The following is a 17,348-nucleotide window of genomic DNA, read 5'->3' on the forward strand; positions in this document are numbered from 1 at the left end:
GTGGCAGAGGCGGGAGGGATTGGCAAGCGCCCGGTAAGTGCCCGGTCAGCCTGCTTTTTCGAGCGGGGCCGCCGGGCAGCTTGGAGCCGTGGCGCGTTTGTCGGTCGCCCAGGCATCAGCACTGGGCTTTGCGCCGGTCGCGACGATGGGGGCCGGAAAGCGGATCGATAGCCAAAGATCCAGACCCGCAAGAAGCAGCGCCACGCGGCTGGGGGCGGCCACATAAAGCGGGCGCCAGTTGGGGCCAAAGCTTTTCTTGAACCGTGCCAACCCCTCGGCGCCTTTGGCGAATGGCGCCAATCGGTCATGTGGCAGAGCGGCCAGATTGACCTCGGTCTGGCCGGCCTGGCGGGCGTGCTCGATCATGGCCGCGACAATGGCGTGCATGGTGCCGGATGGGGTCTCAGGCAACTGGCGCATCAGATCAAGGCTCAGCACCTCCGAGGTTTCGACAGCAGAGGCGAAGGCCAGCATCCGGCCATCGGCAAAGGCGGCAAAGAGCGGTTTGTCGGACAGGAATTCAGGGCAAAACCGACCCATGGTCAACCCTCGTTCGCCCCCATGGGTCTTGGCCCAGACAGCGTTGACCTGCGCCATGGCGGCCCAATCCGGGCGGGTCAGATGGCGGATTTCCACCCCGGCTTTTTCAGCCTTGCGGATCGAACGGCGCAGTTGCCGGTGCTTGGCACCGTCAAGCGTGAACCTTTGCGGATCGAGCACAGCCTCTTGAGCGAGCGGGGCCACATGCCATCCAGCGCGACGCAGCGTGGCGGCATTGCGCGCGTCGACCTTGTAGATGCACGCGAGGCGGTTCTGTGCCTTGGCCATGTCCCGCAGGTCTGGCAAGAGCGGCGCCAGATCACCATCCGTGGGCCCAAGAAACAGCGTCAGGGTCTGCGGGCTTTGCAACAGGCATGCAGCGCCGTCCGGCGTGTGCAGGCCCAGGGTATTGGCCTGCGCGGCGATCGCATGTTCGGCGCGCGGCCCGCTCAGCGGAGCGGGCAACATCGCGTCGGGTGCAGCGCGGTCCGGTTGCGCAACAATGGCATGAGCCGCAGCAACAAGGCAGGGCAAGGCGTAGTAGGTGCCGCGATAGGCCAGCAGGGTGGCGGCGAGAGTCTCCATATCCACTTGCGGCATGAGGCTGGCAAGGGCCAGCTCGAACGGGCCGACGCCGCCCGGGGTGCCGCCAATCAGCCCGGCGCCAAGCGCCAGCATATAGGCTGCAACCAAAGGCATCAACGGCAGGCCGAGATCCGGCGGCAAAAGCACGTATAGCGCCAGGGCGGCAAACACCATGTCGCAAAAGGACAGCGCCAAAAGCTGCGTTGCAGCCGGCAGGCTTGGCAAACGCAGGCTGCGGCCCCAAAGGTCAAGCCGGGGATAGCGCAGCAGCAGGGCCCCGGCGCCCAGCAGGACAAGCGGCAGGATCAGTCCCATCAACAGGGGGTGCCCGGACATCACCGGCAGCGCAAATCCCAGCGCCAGAAGCCCCCACGCGGCGAGGAAGGTCAGCGTGACAAAGGCGGTCAATTGCAGGATTCGCCCATGTCCCAGCCCCGGCATCAACCGCCAGCGCACGGCGGCGCCGACGGCAGGCCCAAGCCCGATGACCTGACCCAAGGCAATCGCCGAGGCCCCGGACCGCCGCGCGACCGAGCTGCGCGTGCCGGTTCCGAAATGGCGGTGCGCGATCAGATCGTATTGCGCCAAGGCCCAGAAGCTGCCAACGGTGAACAGGATTGCCGCCATCCAGCGCAGCGGGGCGATCTCGGAAAAGGCCGCACGCACGGCATGCCAATCCAGCGCGCCGCCCTTCTGCCAAAGCAGCCAGAGGCAGGCCAGACCAAGCGACAAAGGAAGCGCGCGCTTCAAAAGCGCCGCCTGTAGGGCAAGCATGGGGTGAGCCACCGATTTCTCCCACCGATAAAGTGAAATGACGTTAGGCGGCTTGCTACTTCGCTGAGGTTAACGTTTCGATTTGCAACTAAAGTTTTGAAAGCACAGGGTTAATGCCGCGCTAAGGTGGCCCGCGCAAATGCAAAAGGCGCACCCGAGCGGGCGCGCCTTGCAGTCGTTTTGCAGATTGAAAAGCTTAGTTTTCCTGAACCAGCTGGCCTTTGGCGACCACCATCATCTCGGCGTATTTCGCGCGGATCTCTTCGGGGCTGGACTTGTCCCCCAGATCGGCGGCGACTTTTCGCACCACATCCTCGTGACCGGCTTCTTCGAAATCGGCCTTGATGACCTCTTTGGCGTAGGCCTGCGCGTCATCGCCGGATTTGCCCAGCAATTCGGCGGCCCAAAGGCCCAAAAGCTTGTTACAGCGCGCTTCGGCCTTGAACTTCATTTCCTCGTCGTGGGCAAACTTGTTCTCAAAAGCGCTTTCGCGATCATCGAAAGTGGACATGGGCAGGCTCCCTGCGAAAGTTTCGTGTTCCCTTTGGATATGCCGCCCCGAACGACCGGACGCAAGACCTGACCGACCTGCTGCGGCATCGCGCGCTTGTTTAGGTGGCGTCAAAGGCGCAAAAAGCCATGCCGACAAGGCCCCGGGCGCGCCACGCCGCTTGCGGCGCATCATGCCTTGCAGTATGAGAGCGCAAACGCGTGACACACGCGCGATCCGTATCTCGAAAGGCCCCTCATGGCACGGCGCAAGAAAATCTACGAAGGCAAGGCCAAGACAATGTACGAAGGCCCAGAGCCGGGCACCATCGTCCAGTACTTCAAAGACGACGCCACGGCCTTCAACGCCGAAAAGCGGGCCACGATCGAAGGCAAGGGGGTTCTGAACAACCTTCTGTCCGAATTCTTCATGACCGGGCTAAACACCGTGGGTGTGCCGACCCACTTCCTCAAGCGTCTGAACATGCGCGAACAGCTGGTACGCGCCTGCGAGATCATTCCGCTTGAGATCATCGTGCGCAACTATGCCGCCGGGTCCATGTCCAAGCGTTTGGGCATCGAAGAGGGCACACAACTGCCGCGCCCGATCGTCGAATATTGCTACAAGGATGACAAGCTGGGCGATCCGCTGGTCACCGAGGAACACATCGCCGCCTTTGGCTGGGCCTCGCAGCACGACATGGACGATATCGTAGCGTTGGCGTTGCGGGTCAACGATTTCATGTCCGGCCTGATGTACGGCGTCGGGATCAAGCTGATCGACTTCAAGATCGAGATCGGCCGCGTCTACGACGGCGACTTCCAACGCCTGATCGTTGCAGATGAGATCAGCCCGGACAGCTGCCGCCTGTGGGACATCGAAACCGGCCAAAAGCTGGACAAGGACGTGTTCCGCCGCGATCTGGGATCGCTCACCGATGCCTATACCGAAGTGGCCAAGCGCCTTGGCGTGATGCCCAAGCAGGCCACGCACCCGTCAAAACCGACGCTGATCAACTGAAAGCCCAGTTTGGTTTAAGTGTCGAAGGGCGGTCCACATCGGGCCGCCCTTTTGCCGTAAATGCAGGTGATCTAAGGCTGGTCGGACAAGTCGTCCAAACCGTCCAGAAAAATCGTCGGAGGCTGGTCGACGATCGGATCTGCGGTCTGCTTAGAATATCAGCGATGCGGGACGAAGGGTGAATTCGCTGCCTGCGCACGAAATTCTGCTCTGGAATAGCCATGCGACAGCAAGCGTGCCATTATTCAATATGAACCAGAGTATTCCCGAGCTTCGCGGCCCCCGTGTTCGCCTTCGCCCTTTCCATCATTCGGATGTTGCCGGACGGTTGGCGCTTGGACGCTCGCCGGAGATTGTGCATTGTTTTGGAGGCAACCCCGAAGGCCTTCCCCCTTATGTAGAAGGTGATGCGCGCTCTTGGGTAGAGCGGAACATCCGGCATCCTCTTTGTTGGGCGGTGGAAGTCGATGGGCGATTGCTGGGCGAAGCGCGTCTCGACGGGCTTGATCTGCATGACAGCAGAGCGCGCTTGGCAACTGGGCTCTATGATGTTTCACAACTCGGAAATGGGCTGGGGCGTGAGTTGATCAAACTAGTCTTATTGCATGCCTTCGGAGTCATGGGTTTACATCGAATTGATTTACGGGTGTTGGCGTTCAATGAGCGGGCGATACGCTGTTATCGTGCTTGCGGCTTTGTCGAAGAGGGACGGGAACGTGAGGCCGCTCGGATCGGAGACGCTTGGTATGACGACGTTATTATGGGATTGCTGGCAGAAGAATACCGGGCGAGCCCTATCTAGCCATCTAAGCCGACATTCATGCGCTGCGCAGCATCGGTCAAAGTGGGCTCAAACCGGTCCTTTCGCGCACTGGGGTGACGTCAGTGACTGTTCCATCCCGGGTCCACAGAGGGCTGCGCTCTTGGCATGGTATTCTTTACTTGGCGCAAAGCCGCGCAGCGCGGTAGGCTTTGCCATTGCTTTGCACCTTTCGGGATATTGCCATGCGCCGGTTCTTGACTGCTTTGACCTTGGCTGGGTTCGCCGTTTCGGGTGGTGTGGCCGATGCACAGTCCCCGGCGCAGTTCGACCCTGACGACTTTGGCAATATCGTCATCCAGCCGCGCCAATCGGCGGGCGGTGGCGGCAGCGGCTTCGTGCTGGAGCAGGCCTTTGGCGATTACCAGAACGAACCGATTATCGAATATGGCGAAAATAGCCCTGCCGTGCGCCTTGGCCGTCCGATCGGGCGGCTGGATACGCTTTATGCCAATGGGCAAACAGGGTTCTGCACGGCCTTCATCGTCGATGAAAAGCACATCGTGACAAACCACCACTGCATTCCCGGCATGGACGGCGATCCGACCGGCGCAGACAGCGGCGTTCAAGCGGCGCAATTCGTGGCAGGCTACATCCGGCCCGGGCGCTCGGCCGGGGCGGACCGCTATACCGTATCGCCGCAGATCGTCGAGACGAACCGCGCGCTGGATTACACGGTGCTGCGGGTGTTTGGGAATCCCTCGGCGAAATACGGGATCATGGAACTGGCCAATGAGACCCCCGAGGATTCCGAATTCCTCTGGATCATCGGACATCCGCAAGGGCAGTCTCAGCACATCTCGCGCGAAGGCTGCGCTGCGGCCTCTCCGGCGATCTCGGAAGAGGGCAAGCTGATCCACACCTGCGACACTCTGCCGGGGAACTCTGGCTCTCCGCTGATCCGGATCACCGACAAACGGGCGATTGGATTGCATCATGCAGGCGACAATCGCACCGGGTTCAACATGGCAATCCCGATGACACGGATCCTTGCCCAGAGCCGGGTGCTGAAGGCGGCGATCCCTGCCGGTGGCGCCGTGGTCGCGGCGGTGCCGAAACCGCAGCCGCAACCCGTTGTGCCCGTCACCCCCAGGCCCAAATTCGCAGCCGTGCCGGAAACCTCGGCCTGCGCGGCGCTGTGGGCCGAGGCCAAGCAATTGGGCTGCGGCGGCTACGAGGCCTACCTTTCGCAATGCAGCGACCACACCTTTGCGATCATGGCCAAATCCATGGTCAAGCGGGAATGCGGCGCGCCAGGCGCCCCCGCCCCGAAACCTGCCGTGCTTGACGCGCCAGCGCCCAGGGCCAAAGGCGCGCTGCGCGTGGCGGCGGACGGCAGCGGCGATTATCAATCGCTTGCCGATGCGGTGGCCAAGGCCAAGGCGGGCGCCCGGATCGAGGTGTACCCCGGAACCTACACGCAAGGGCTGGACATCACGCAACCGGTTGAGATCGTCGGCGTCGGCAATCGCGGCGACATTGTGCTTGAGGTCGCGAATGACAATGTCATCCACTGGGAGGCGGACTCGGGTCTGGTTCAGGGGCTGACCATCCGCCAGAACGGCGGCGACTATTTCGGCATCGACGTGGTCGCCGGCTCGGTGGTGATCGAGGACAACGACATCAGCTCAAACGGATTCTCGGCGGTGGTGCTGCGCAGCAATGTGGATGCACAGGTGCGGCGCAACGAAATCCATGACAGCAAAGAAGGCGGGGTCTTTATTTTCGATCACGGCAAAGGCACGGTCGAAGAGAATATCTTTTACGGCAATACATTCGCCGCCGTCGAAATCCGCGACGCGGGCGAGGCGCTGGTCAGGAAGAACACCATGCGCGATGGCTTGGGGCAGGGCGTGTTTATCAACGATGGCGGCAAGGGCCGGATCGAGGACAACACGATATACGGCAACCGCCTTGTCGGGGTTTTGTTGTCAGGGTCGGACAATCCGGTGGTGATCGGCAATGTTGTCCGCGATGGGCAAGAGGGCGGCATTCTGGCCTCGGACAATGCGCTGGCCCGGATCGAAGGCAACACGATCTACGACAATGCCTTTTCCGGCATCGAAGTGCGCGCCGGGGCAGACCCATGGATCAAGGGTAACACCATCCGCGACGGCAATCAAAGCGGCATCTTCATGCTGGATAAGGGCCGAGGTGTGATCGAGAACAACGATATCTACCGCAACGCCTTTTCCGGTGTCGTGGTGCAATCGGGCGCGGCGCCGATCATGCGTGGCAACCGCGTGACCCGGAATGGGCAATACGCCGTGGAAATTCTCGAAAGCGGTGCCGGGACCTATGAAAACAACGATCTGACCGGCAATGACCTTGGCGCTTTTTCAATTGCCGACAACGCCGGATCGCTCAGCCGCCGCGGCAACAAAGAGTAACCTGCCGGACTTCGGGCCGTGCCGAAAGGCGATTCCCGCTTGCATTTTGCGCCCCGATAGGGTTCCACCGCGCTCAAGATTAGGGCGCGGAAACGCAGATCGAAAGGATGGGGCGACATGAAAGCTCGGGTACATGTGATGCTGAAAACCGGGGTTCTGGATCCGCAGGGCGAGGCCGTGCGCCATGCGCTGGGGGCCTTGGGCTTTGACGGGGTCGAAGGCGTGCGCCAAGGCAAGGTGATCGAGCTGGAACTGGCTGATGGCACCACCGAAGCGACCGTGAAAGAGATGTGCGAAAAGCTGCTCGCCAACACGGTGATCGAAAGCTACACGATCGAGCTTGGCTGATGCGGGCTGCACGGCTGACCGGCTGGCGTCAACCACTTGAGATCGTCCGGATGGACGATCCGGCGCCGCCTGTGGGGGGCGTTGTTCTGAAAGTGTTGGCCAGCGGCATCTGCCGGTCCGACTGGCATGTCTGGACGGGCGGCGATGCTGTCGATCTGCCACATGTGCCGGGCCACGAATACTGCGGCGAAGTGGTCGCTGTGGGGCAGGGTGTGTCGCGCTGGAAAGCCGGCGACCGGGTGATCGCGCCCTTTATTCTTGCTTGCGGTGCCTGCCCGGATTGCTCGGCTGGGCATCAGACCATCTGCGCCAACCAGGTGTTGCCGGGGTTCACCGCGCCAGGCTCATTCGCTGAATTTGTCGCCGTGCCGCATGCCGACGAAAACCTGACCCGCCTGCCGGATACCATTGCCCCCGATCTGGCCGCCGCATTTGGCTGCCGCGTCACGACCGCGTGGCAGGCTCTGACAGGCCGTGCTGCGCTGAAGCCGGGTGAATGGCTGGCGGTTTTTGGATGCGGCGGTGTTGGCCTCTCGGCGATGCTGCTGGGCCGGGCGCTTGGCGCGCGGGTGGTCGTCGTCGATGTGGTGGCCGAGAAGCTGGCACATGCCAAATATCTTGGCGCCGATGCCGTCGTCAACGCAACCGAGGGCAACGCCGCCGAGGCGGTGCGCGAGATCACCCAAGGCGGTGCCCATGTCGCCATCGAGGCGCTTGGCATTCCCGCCACAACCGAGGCCGCCCTGCGCGCCTGCCGCAAACTGGGCCGCATGGTGCAGATCGGCATGCCCGCAGGCGATCACACCCGGATGGAACTGCCATGGGACGTGGTGTATTCCGGCCAACTGGCGATTTACGGCACGCGCGGCATGCCTGCCCATCGCTATGCGGATCTGTTAAACATGGTCGATGGCGGTCTTGTCGACCTGAGCCCGATCATTGCCCGCCGTGTCGCGCTCAGCGATGCGACAACCGAACTTGCCGCCTTTGACAATGCTGCCCCTCCCGGGGTGGCGGTCATCACCGATTTTGCGAACTGAAGGGATAGCCCTATGAAAGCTGCCGTCATCGTCTTTCCCGGCTCCAACTGCGACCGCGATTTGAAGCGCGCCTTTGAACAGGCGGGGCTGCAGGTGCAGATGGTCTGGCATAAGGATACCGCGCTGCCCAAGGGGATCGACATCGTCGGCATTCCCGGCGGCTTTTCCTTTGGCGATTACCTGCGCTGTGGCGCGATTGCCGCGAATGCACCGATCTGCCGCGAAGTCGCCGCCCACGCTGAGCGTGGCGGTTATGTCTTTGGGGTCTGCAACGGATTTCAGGTGCTGACCGAAACCGGGCTTCTGCCCGGGGCGCTGCTGCGCAATGCCAATCTTAAATACATCTGCCGCACCATCGGCCTGAAGGTCGAACAAACCGGCAGTGTGTTCACCCAAGGCTATATGCAGGGCGAAGAGATCGGCATTCCCATCGCACACCATGACGGCAACTATTTCTCCGATGCCGCAACGCTGGACATGCTCGATTCTGAAGGCCGTGTGGCCTTCCGCTATACCGACAACCCCAATGGCTCGGCCCGCGATATCGCTGGCATCCTGTCGGAAAATCGCCGGGTTCTCGGGATGATGCCGCACCCCGAACGTGCGTCGGAATCCGCCCACGGCAATCAGGATGGTGCGCGCCTTTTCGCTCATCTGACCAAGGCCTTGGCCGAGGCGTGACTTGAGCGCGGGCGGGCGGGGGCCTATCCTGCCTGCCATGGCCCAAAGCACGTCCAGACCCAGAAAACCCACCAAACCGGGAAACCGGCGTTCAGCCCCGCTGTCGTGGCGGGTGCGCTTGGCGCTGGTCTTGCTTTTGGTTGCGGCGGTGGCAACGGTCTGGATAACCAACCGCCTTTTGGCGGACCGCTTTACCGAAACCACCCGCAACCGGGCCGAGCTGCGTCTGGCTCTGTACTCCGGCAACCTGATCTCGGAATTGCGCCGCAATGCCATCGTGCCGCAGCTTCTGGCGCGGGATCCGGCGTTGATCGGCGCGCTGAATTCGGGCGAATACACCCAAAGCTCGCAGCGGCTGATCTCATTCGTGGACGAAATTGGCGCGGCCTCCTTGATGCTGCTGGACCGCGACGGGCGCACCGTCGCTGCCACAGATCGCAACCGGCTGGGCGAAACCCACCGCTCGCTGGGCTATTTCGTCGAGGCGCTGCGCGCAAACACCACTGTCTTTACCGTGATCGAACGCGAATCTGGCGGCTTTCGTTTTACCTATTCCCGCCGTGTCGAAAGCCAGAATCAGGCGATCGGCGTGATCGTGGTCGAGGTCGATCTGGCCAAGTTCGAACGTGCTTGGGCCGGGATTTCCGATGCGGTGATGGTGACCGACAGCCAGGGCCGCATCATCCTTGCGACCGAGCCGCGCTGGCGCGGACTGACCACGCCAGAAGCGCTACAACGCCAACCCCCGGACGGTGCCATCGAACGCGCGATCCGCGCCACTTCGGACTGGACCAACACCGAGGCCGACGCCTATCTGTCCGGCGAAGCGGTGATGCGGATCGACGGGCGCATTCCCTTCCGCGGCTGGACCCTGACGACCTTTACCACCTATGCCAGCGTGCGCGAGCGGGTGAACGCGGTGCTGGCGTTGGAAATCATGGGATTTGCGATCCTCGCAGCGCTGGCCTTCTACGCCTTGTCGCGGAAAACGGCGATCAGAATGGCGCTTTTTCAGCGCGAATCCGCGGAACTTCGTGCACTGAATGCCCGATTGCAGGCAGAAATGGCCGAACGCGAACGGGTGCAGGAAAACCTTGCGGTGGCCGAACAATCACTGGCGCAAAGCTCCAAACTGGCCGCTCTGGGCGAGATGTCTGCCGCTGTTAGCCACGAATTGAACCAACCTCTGGCGGCGATGAAAACCTATCTGGCCGGCGCGCGGCTTTTGCTGCGCCGCAACCGTCCCGACGAGGCGCTGACCGCCTTCCACCGGATCGACGACCTGATCGAGCGTATGGGCGCCATCACACGGCAGTTGAAATCCTATGCCCGCAAAGGCCAGGAAATGCTGAGCCCGGTGGACATGGCCGATGCACTGGCGACCTCGCTTTCGATGATGGAGCCACAGTTAAAATCCCGCAGGGTCAAGATTTCGCGTATCCTGCCGGATGAGTCTGTCAAAGTGATGGGCGATCGGATGCGGATCGAACAGGTTCTGGTCAACCTCTTGCGCAATGCGCTGGACGCCACCAAGTCTGTGGAGGACCCACAGATCGAAATCATACTTGCGGCCGGGGAAACGGCCACTCTGTCGGTGCGCGACAACGGCGTCGGGATCGAAGATCTCGAGTCGCTGTTCGAACCGTTCTATACCACCAAGCAACCTGGTGACGGGGTGGGGCTTGGGCTGGCGATCTCATCGGGGATCGTGACCGATCTTGGTGGGCGGCTGACCGCCCGCAACAGTGAACGCGGCGGTGCAGTCTTTGAAGTGCAGCTTCCGATTTTGAACGAAAAGACCCAGGCGGCGGAATAAGGAAAATCACATGTCCACAGCCATGAAAATTGCCATTGTTGACGATGAAAAGGACATGCGCCAGTCAATCAGCCAATGGCTGGCTTTGTCTGGTTATGACACCGAAACCTTTGCCAGCGCGGAAGAAGCGCTTGGCAGCCTCGGGGCGGATTATCCGGGGATCGTGATCTCGGACATCAAGATGCCGGGGATGGACGGAATCCAGTTGCTGAAAAAGCTGATGGGGGCGGACAGCGCGCTACCGGTCATCATGATCACCGGTCACGGCGACGTGCCGATCGCCGTTGAGGCGATGCGCATCGGTGCCTTTGATTTCCTCGAAAAACCCTTCAACCCGGACCGTATGTCCGAATTGGCCAAGAAGGCGACCAATGCCAGACGGCTGACATTGGACAACCGTGCCCTGCGGCGCGAGCTGGCCGGGGGCGAGCAGATCATGCGCAAGCTGATCGGCGCCAGCCCGGTGATGGAACGCCTGCGCGAAGACATCCTCGATCTGGGGCAGGCCGATGGCCACGTCCTGATCGAAGGCGAAACCGGCACGGGCAAGACGCTGGTCGCTCATGCATTGCACGCAGTTGGCGCGCGGGCGGGCAAGAAATTCGTTCTGGTCTCCTGCGCAGCACTGGACGAAGACGCGCTGTTGCACCGCCTCTTTGGCCCGATGCAACCCGAAGAAAGCCGTCTGCCAGCCATCGAAGAGGCACGCGGCGGCACGCTGGTGCTAGAAGATATCGAAGCCCTGTCAGACAGCGCACAGGCGCGGCTTTTGTCGGTCCTCGATGAACAGGGCAACCCGCCAGAAACCCGGATCGTGGCGATCTGCAACCTTCAGGACGAAGGCCGAACCTGCGAGTCGACGATGCGCCCGGATCTCTATTACCGGCTCGCAGCCCTCAAAATCGTTGTTCCGCCCCTGCGCGCGCGCGGCGAAGACATCCTGACGCTTTTCACCCGCCTTTCCGAACAATACGCCGAGGAATACGGCTGCGACGCCCCCAATGTCTCGGCCCAGGAAGCGGCGCAATTGCTTCAGGCGCCGTGGCCCGGAAACGTCCGCCAGTTGATCAACCTTGCCGAACGCGCGGTCCTGCAATCGCGCCGGGGGCAGGGGACAATCGCGTCTCTGCTGATGTCGGACCACGACCAGATGCAGCCCGTGATGACCACCGAGGGCAAGCCGCTGAAGGAATATGTCGAAGCCTTTGAACGCATGCTGATCGACAACACGATGCGTCGTCACAAGGGATCAATTTCGGCGGTGATGGATGAGTTGTGCCTGCCGCGCCGAACGTTGAACGAAAAGATGGCCAAATACGGGCTGCAACGCTCAGACTACCTTTGATGTCCGTAACATTGGAAATGTCGACGTGGGGGCCAGCCCCCACACCCCCGGGATATTTTCCGACCAGTGAAGATGCGAGCCATGTGTTTCATCGGTCCACAAATATCCTGGGGTGAATGCGCGTAAGCGCAGAGGGGCAAAGCCCCCGCTGAAACATGAAAAAGCGCCCGGCGTGAGCCGGGCACATTTGGATCACGGCTGGTCTTGTGGCTTAGTGCAGCAAGCGGCCCATGGCACCTGCCACATCGGCCATACGCGCCGAGAAGCCCCATTCATTATCGTACCATGCCAAAACCCGCACGAGGCGTTTGCCTGTGACTTTGGTTTGGTCAGGCGCAAAAATCGAGCTGTGCGTGGTGTGGTTGAAGTCGATCGACACCTTGGGCTCCGGATCGTAGCTGAGAACCGACCCCATGCGCCCTGCGGCGGCTTCGGCGACCACGTCGTTGACGTTTTCGACGGAGACGTCTTTCGACGCATAAAAGGTCAGATCGACCGCCGAGACATTCGGCGTGGGCACGCGCATGGCGGTACCGTCCAACTTGCCGATCAAGTTTGGCAGCACTTCTCCCAGCGCCTTCGCGGCGCCGGTCGAGGTTGGGATCATTGCCATGGCGGCGGCGCGGGCACGGTACAGGTCGTTGTGGCGGCGATCCAGCGTCGGCTGGTCGCCGGTATAGCTGTGGATCGTCGTCATGATGCCGCTCTCGATACCGATGGCTTCGTCCAGCACCTTGGCCAGCGGCGCAAGGCAGTTGGTGGTGCAGGACCCGTTCGAGATCATCCGGTCCCCTTCCGCCAGATCGCGGTGGTTGACGCCATAGACGATGGTTTTCTGCACGTTTTTGGCCGGGGCCGAGATCAGCACCGATTTGGCGCCGCGGTTCATGTGACCCGAAGCCTTTGCGCCGTCGTTGAATTTTCCGGTGCACTCCAGCACGACGTCGCAGCCACCCCAATCCAGTTCGTCCATGTCGTAGGAGGACATCACGTCGATCGGACCACGGCCCAGATCCATCGAGTTTTCGGTCACGCGAACTTCACCCGGAAAGCGGCCATGCACGCTGTCATAGCGCAGCAGGTGGGCATGGGTTTCGATGGGGCCGGGGGCGTTGATCCTGACCACCTGAACGTCATTGCGCGCGCTTTCGGCGATATGGGCCAGGGTGCATCGGCCAATGCGGCCAAATCCGTTGATGCCAACTGTGACGGTCATGCGCGTGCCTCCAAAAGCATTTGTTAACAGGCGGTATACGTTGGCATGCTGCATCTGCAAAGGTAAAATATCGTTTAGCCGCAAACTGTTAGCGATAAACTTGCGCCTCATCCACATGATGGCGCTAACGCACGGGTGGGGTTTGCGATAACATATGCGATGGGCGAAAACCCCGCCAGAATCGGCTATCGCCTTGTGATTTGGCGCGGCGTGGCTAGGTTGCCATCAAGGATTATGGAGGCGCGGTATGAGTGGACTTCTGGCACTTCTGGATGATGTGGCGGGCATTGCAAAGGTGGCGGCGGCCTCGGTTGACGACATCGGCGCGGCGGCGGCCAAGGCCGGAACCAAGACCGCTGGCGTCTTGATCGACGATGCGGCGGTGACGCCGAAATATATCCAGGGGTTCGAGCCCAAACGCGAATTGCCGATCATCTGGCGCATTGCGCGCGGGTCTTTGGTGAACAAGCTGGTCTTTTTGTTGCCCGCAGCCTTGCTGATGGCGGCCTATGCGCCTTGGCTGGTCGCGCCTTTGTTGATCCTTGGCGGCAGTTACCTGTGTTTCGAGGGCGCCGAGAAGATCGTGCATGTGTTGATGCCGCATGATGAGCACTCCGGCGGGCCTGACGGCAGCCACGACGTCGGCGATCCCATCCATCTTGAGGAACAGAAGGTCAAAGGCGCGATCAAGACCGATTTCATCCTGTCCGCCGAGATCATGACCATCGCCTTGTCTGCGATCGAGGCGCCGAATGTCTGGATGCAGGCGGCCACGCTGGCCGTGGTGGGCGTGATGATCACAGCCGTCGTCTACGGCGCCGTGGCGGTCATCGTCAAAATGGATGATGTTGGCCTCTGGCTGACGCAGGTTGGCAGGCTGGGCACCACACGGGCGCTCGGGCGCGGCATCGTCAAGTTCATGCCCTGGCTGCTCAAGGGGCTGATGGTGGTGGGCACCGCAGCCATGCTTTGGGTCGGCGGCTCGATTATCGTGCATTCGCTGGCGCAGATGGGTTGGCCAGCGCTCGAAGAGTACATCCACAATATCGCCGTTGACTATGGCAACCACCAGCCTGGGTTGGAATGGATCATCACGGCCGCCTCTGATTTCGTGTTGGGCTTTCTCTGGGGCCTGGTCCTGATCCCTTTGGGCACCAAGATCATAGCGCCGCTTTGGGGCGCAATGTTTGGCAGCGCGGCCAAAGCGCATTGACCGGCCCTGAACAATCAAGCCAAGAGGCGCTGATGCGATAAACCTTGCTCTCTTGCCGGGTCGGGTGCCATCGTGATCCCGGGGGGGACGGATCATGAAGGCTGTTGAAACGGGCGAACTGAGAAAACTGGATGCGGCGGAAATCGGTGCGATATCGCATCTTTACCGGGGCGAGGTCTACCGCTCGACCATCTGGCGCACACGGTTGGACACGACGACAAACTGGGCCGTGGTGACCTTGGGCATTGCCCTGTCGATCGCATTTTCGTCGCCGAACGCCTCGCCTTTGCCGCTGATCCTGGTTGGCATATTGATCTTTTTCTTCCTCATGCTCGAAGCGCGCCGCTACAGGTATTTCAACGTCTGGCGCGCCCGTTGCCGGTGGTTCGAGGTGCATTTCTTTGCCCCGATGATGGTGGACGGTGATCTGCACATGGAAGAGGGCTGGCAAAAGACGCTGGCCAACGACTATTGGAACCCAAGCTATCACGTGTCGATGTGGGTCGCTTTGGGGCGGCGAATCCGGAGAAACTATTTCTGGATCCTCCTGATCCAGTCGGTCGCATATCTGGGCAAACTCGCGGTTCATCCAGACCCGCTGTCGTCCCTGGCGCAATTGTCCGAGCGGGCGGCGATCGGGCCGATCAACGGGACAATCGTGCTGTCCATGGGGGCGGTCTATTGTCTGGTCTGGGGGTTGGCTGCAGTGGTCAGTTGGCGGGACGACAAACGCCGCGCCAGCCGTCGGAAAATGCATTCGAGCATGGGATAGCGTCACGCAAAAGGGCGAGGAAATCCCCGCCCTTGCAAGTGTCGAAAAGCTGGCCCTGTCAGCCCAGCAGCGCGCGGACCTTGCCCGCCACGTTTTCAGCAGTGATGCCGAACTTTTCGTAAAGTGTCTCCGCCGGAGCCGAGGCACCAAAGCGGTCCATGCCGACAAAGTCCGCTTTGGCTTCGCGGCCACGCTCGCCCAGCAGCCAACGATCCCAACCTTGGCGCACGGCGGCTTCGACACCCACACGTACGGGGCCTGCGGGCAGGACACGGCGGCGATAGGCTTCGTCCTGCGCGGCAAACAGTTCCATGCAGGGCATGGAGACGACGCGGGTGCCGATGCCCTCGGCCTGAAGCGCGTCACGTGCCGCCAGAGCAATCTCGACCTCGGAGCCGGTGGCGATGATGATCGCCTGACGCTTGCCCTCTGCTTCGGCCAGCACATAAGCGCCCTTTTCCACAAGGTTGGAGTTCTTGTGCTCAAGCCGCACGGTCGGCAGGTTCTGACGGGTCAGCGACAGCACCGACGGCGTGCCGGTCTGGCGCAGCGCGATTTCCCAGCTTTCCGCCGTTTCCACCGCATCGGCAGGACGGAAGACCAGCGTGTTCGGCGTGGCGCGGCTGATGGCCAGATGTTCCACCGGCTGGTGGGTCGGGCCGTCTTCGCCAAGGCCGATGCTGTCATGGGTCATGACAAAGATCGTCGGCGTCTTCATCAGGGCCGCAAGGCGCATGGCCGGGCGGGCATAGTCGGTGAAGGCCATGAAGGTGCCGCCATAGGGGCGCAGGCCGCCGTGCAGACCGATGCCGTTCATCGCCGAGGCCATACCGTGTTCGCGGATCCCCCAATAGACGTAGCGGCCCTTGCGGTTATCGGTGTCAAAGACACCCATATCGCCGGTCAGCGTGTTGTTCGACCCGGTCAGGTCGGCCGAGCCGCCAATGGTTTCCGGCATGATCGGGTTGATGACTTCCAGCGCCGTTTCCGAGGCCTTGCGGGTTGCCATCTTGGGCGCGGTTTCCGAAATCTGCTTTTTCAGCGCCTTGATCGTCGCCGACAGCTTTTTCGACACTTCGCCGTTCATCACGCGGGCGAATTCCGCCTGCCGCGATGCACTGGCTTCAGCAAGGCGGGCTTCCCATTCGGCGCGGTCTGCGGCGCCGCGCGATCCGGCGGCTTCCCACCAGCTCTTGATTTCGGCGGGCACTTCGAACGGGCCCGAGGTCCAGCCCCAGTTTTCCTTGGCGGCGATGTTCTGCTCGGCGTTGGTCAGCGCGCCGTGCCCCTTGGAGGTGTCCTGCGCGGCGTGGCCAAGAGCGATATGCGTCTTGCAGGCGATCATCGACGGGGATTTCGATTTCTTCGCCGCAGAGATGGCGGCGTCGATGGCGACAGGATCATGGCCGTCGATTTCCTGCACGTGCCAGCCCGAGGCCTTGAAGCGCTTGACCTGATCAGTGCGGTCCGACAGCGAGACCTTGCCGTCGATGGTGATGTCGTTGTTATCCCAAAAGACGATCAGCTTGCCCAGACCATAGCGGCCTGCAAGGCCGATGGCCTCTTGGCTGACGCCTTCCATCAGGCAGCCGTCACCGGCGATGACATAGGTGTAGTGATCCACAAGCTTCTTGCCAAAACGACCGCGCAGCATTTCCTCTGCCATGGCAAAGCCGACCGAGTTGGTGATGCCCTGACCCAGCGGGCCGGTGGTGGTTTCCACAGCTTTCAGCAGGAAGTTTTCCGGGTGGCCGGCGGTCTTGGCGCCCCACTGGCGGAAGTTCTTGATCTGGTCCAGCGTCACCTCGGCATCACCGACAAGATAGAGCGCCGAGTAGAGCAGCATCGAACCGTGGCCCGCAGACAGGATAAACCGGTCGCGGTCATGCCATTCGGGGTTCTTGGCGTCGTACTTCAGGTGATTGCCGAAAAGCACGGTGGCGACATCGGCCATGCCGATGGGCATACCGGTGTGGCCGGAATTTGCCGCCGCGACGGCGTCGAGTGCGAGGGCACGGATGGCAGTGGCGCGCATCCAGTGATCGGGATTGCTGCTGCGAAGCTCTTGGATATCCACGTGTGTCGTCCTTACAGGGCTGTGGGTTAAGGAATGTTAGCGGCTGGAGGCTCAATAGCAGCGTGGGACGGAAGTTCAAGCTTGGCGGCGCAATCGGTTGCCGCATCGGTTGAAGAGCGCCGCCCAAGCACTTGAAACGCAAGGGGGCGCAATTTTCGCGATCAGTTGTTAAACTCTGGATCAAAGGTCCAGGGGCGATTCGCTCGCACTAAGGGCCAAGG

Annotated in this window: 14 protein-coding genes; 10 read left to right on the forward strand and 4 right to left on the reverse strand. The window is 61.5% G+C overall.

Going from position 1 to position 17,348, the window contains the following annotated elements:
* Nucleotides 1–45: 45 nt before the first annotated feature.
* Both ACOYQJ_RS05850 and ACOYQJ_RS05855 read right to left on the reverse strand, forming a co-directional pair.
* Nucleotides 46–1,911 (reverse strand): phosphatidylglycerol lysyltransferase domain-containing protein, encoded by a 1,866-nt coding sequence (locus ACOYQJ_RS05850; RefSeq protein WP_422905070.1) that lies wholly within the window; start codon nt 1,909–1,911, stop codon nt 46–48.
* 184 nt (nt 1,912–2,095) lie between these two features.
* Nucleotides 2,096–2,410, reverse strand: coding sequence for a DUF1476 domain-containing protein (locus ACOYQJ_RS05855; RefSeq protein ID WP_422905071.1), 315 nt, complete (start codon nt 2,408–2,410; stop codon nt 2,096–2,098).
* A 237-nt stretch (nt 2,411–2,647) separates the two neighbouring features.
* On the opposite strand from ACOYQJ_RS05855, the gene purC reads away from it, so the two are divergent.
* From purC to ACOYQJ_RS05895, 8 genes are all read left to right on the forward strand, one after another.
* Nucleotides 2,648–3,409, forward strand: a complete 762-nt coding sequence (purC, locus tag ACOYQJ_RS05860) for a phosphoribosylaminoimidazolesuccinocarboxamide synthase (RefSeq protein ID WP_422905072.1) — start codon at nt 2,648–2,650, stop codon at nt 3,407–3,409.
* A 178-nt stretch (nt 3,410–3,587) separates the two neighbouring features.
* A complete protein-coding gene (locus tag ACOYQJ_RS05865) occupies nt 3,588–4,211 on the forward strand; it encodes a GNAT family N-acetyltransferase (protein WP_422905073.1) in 624 nt (207 codons plus the stop codon).
* A 203-nt stretch (nt 4,212–4,414) separates the two neighbouring features.
* Nucleotides 4,415–6,619: a right-handed parallel beta-helix repeat-containing protein gene (locus ACOYQJ_RS05870; protein WP_422905074.1), complete on the forward strand. Its 2,205-nt coding sequence runs from the start codon at nt 4,415–4,417 to the stop codon at nt 6,617–6,619.
* Between the two features lie 117 nt (nt 6,620–6,736).
* Nucleotides 6,737–6,967: a phosphoribosylformylglycinamidine synthase subunit PurS gene (gene purS / locus ACOYQJ_RS05875; protein ID WP_422905075.1), complete on the forward strand. Its 231-nt coding sequence runs from the start codon at nt 6,737–6,739 to the stop codon at nt 6,965–6,967.
* Nucleotides 6,967–8,007: a zinc-dependent alcohol dehydrogenase family protein gene (locus tag ACOYQJ_RS05880; RefSeq protein WP_422905076.1), complete on the forward strand. Its 1,041-nt coding sequence runs from the start codon at nt 6,967–6,969 to the stop codon at nt 8,005–8,007. The genes purS and ACOYQJ_RS05880 overlap by 1 nt, the downstream gene beginning before the upstream one ends.
* Nucleotides 8,008–8,019: 12 nt before the next feature.
* Nucleotides 8,020–8,688: a phosphoribosylformylglycinamidine synthase subunit PurQ gene (purQ, locus tag ACOYQJ_RS05885; protein WP_422905077.1), complete on the forward strand. Its 669-nt coding sequence runs from the start codon at nt 8,020–8,022 to the stop codon at nt 8,686–8,688.
* Between the two features lie 37 nt (nt 8,689–8,725).
* The gene (locus tag ACOYQJ_RS05890; RefSeq protein WP_422905078.1) at nt 8,726–10,504 is read left to right on the forward strand and encodes a sensor histidine kinase; all 1,779 of its coding nucleotides are present in this window, start codon (nt 8,726–8,728) and stop codon (nt 10,502–10,504) included.
* A gap of 10 nt (nt 10,505–10,514) precedes the next feature.
* Nucleotides 10,515–11,849, forward strand: a complete 1,335-nt coding sequence (locus tag ACOYQJ_RS05895) for a sigma-54-dependent transcriptional regulator (protein WP_422905079.1) — start codon at nt 10,515–10,517, stop codon at nt 11,847–11,849.
* A 211-nt stretch (nt 11,850–12,060) separates the two neighbouring features.
* Here ACOYQJ_RS05895 and gap read toward each other — a convergent pair whose 3' ends face one another.
* Entirely contained in the window at nt 12,061–13,065 is a 1,005-nt protein-coding gene (gene gap, locus ACOYQJ_RS05900; RefSeq protein WP_422905080.1) for a type I glyceraldehyde-3-phosphate dehydrogenase, read from the reverse strand.
* 247 nt (nt 13,066–13,312) lie between these two features.
* Between gap and ACOYQJ_RS05905 the strand changes: the two genes are divergently transcribed.
* Both ACOYQJ_RS05905 and ACOYQJ_RS05910 read left to right on the forward strand, forming a co-directional pair.
* Nucleotides 13,313–14,278, forward strand: coding sequence for a DUF808 domain-containing protein (locus ACOYQJ_RS05905; RefSeq protein WP_422905081.1), 966 nt, complete (start codon nt 13,313–13,315; stop codon nt 14,276–14,278).
* A gap of 94 nt (nt 14,279–14,372) precedes the next feature.
* Nucleotides 14,373–15,050, forward strand: a complete 678-nt coding sequence (locus tag ACOYQJ_RS05910) for a DUF2270 domain-containing protein (protein WP_422905082.1) — start codon at nt 14,373–14,375, stop codon at nt 15,048–15,050.
* A 58-nt stretch (nt 15,051–15,108) separates the two neighbouring features.
* Here ACOYQJ_RS05910 and tkt read toward each other — a convergent pair whose 3' ends face one another.
* The gene (gene tkt / locus ACOYQJ_RS05915; protein WP_422905083.1) at nt 15,109–17,127 is read right to left on the reverse strand and encodes a transketolase; all 2,019 of its coding nucleotides are present in this window, start codon (nt 17,125–17,127) and stop codon (nt 15,109–15,111) included.
* Nucleotides 17,128–17,348: the final 221 nt, after the last annotated feature.

Source organism: Pacificoceanicola algae, from assembly GCF_049341065.1.
Classification (GTDB): domain Bacteria; phylum Pseudomonadota; class Alphaproteobacteria; order Rhodobacterales; family Rhodobacteraceae; genus Pacificoceanicola.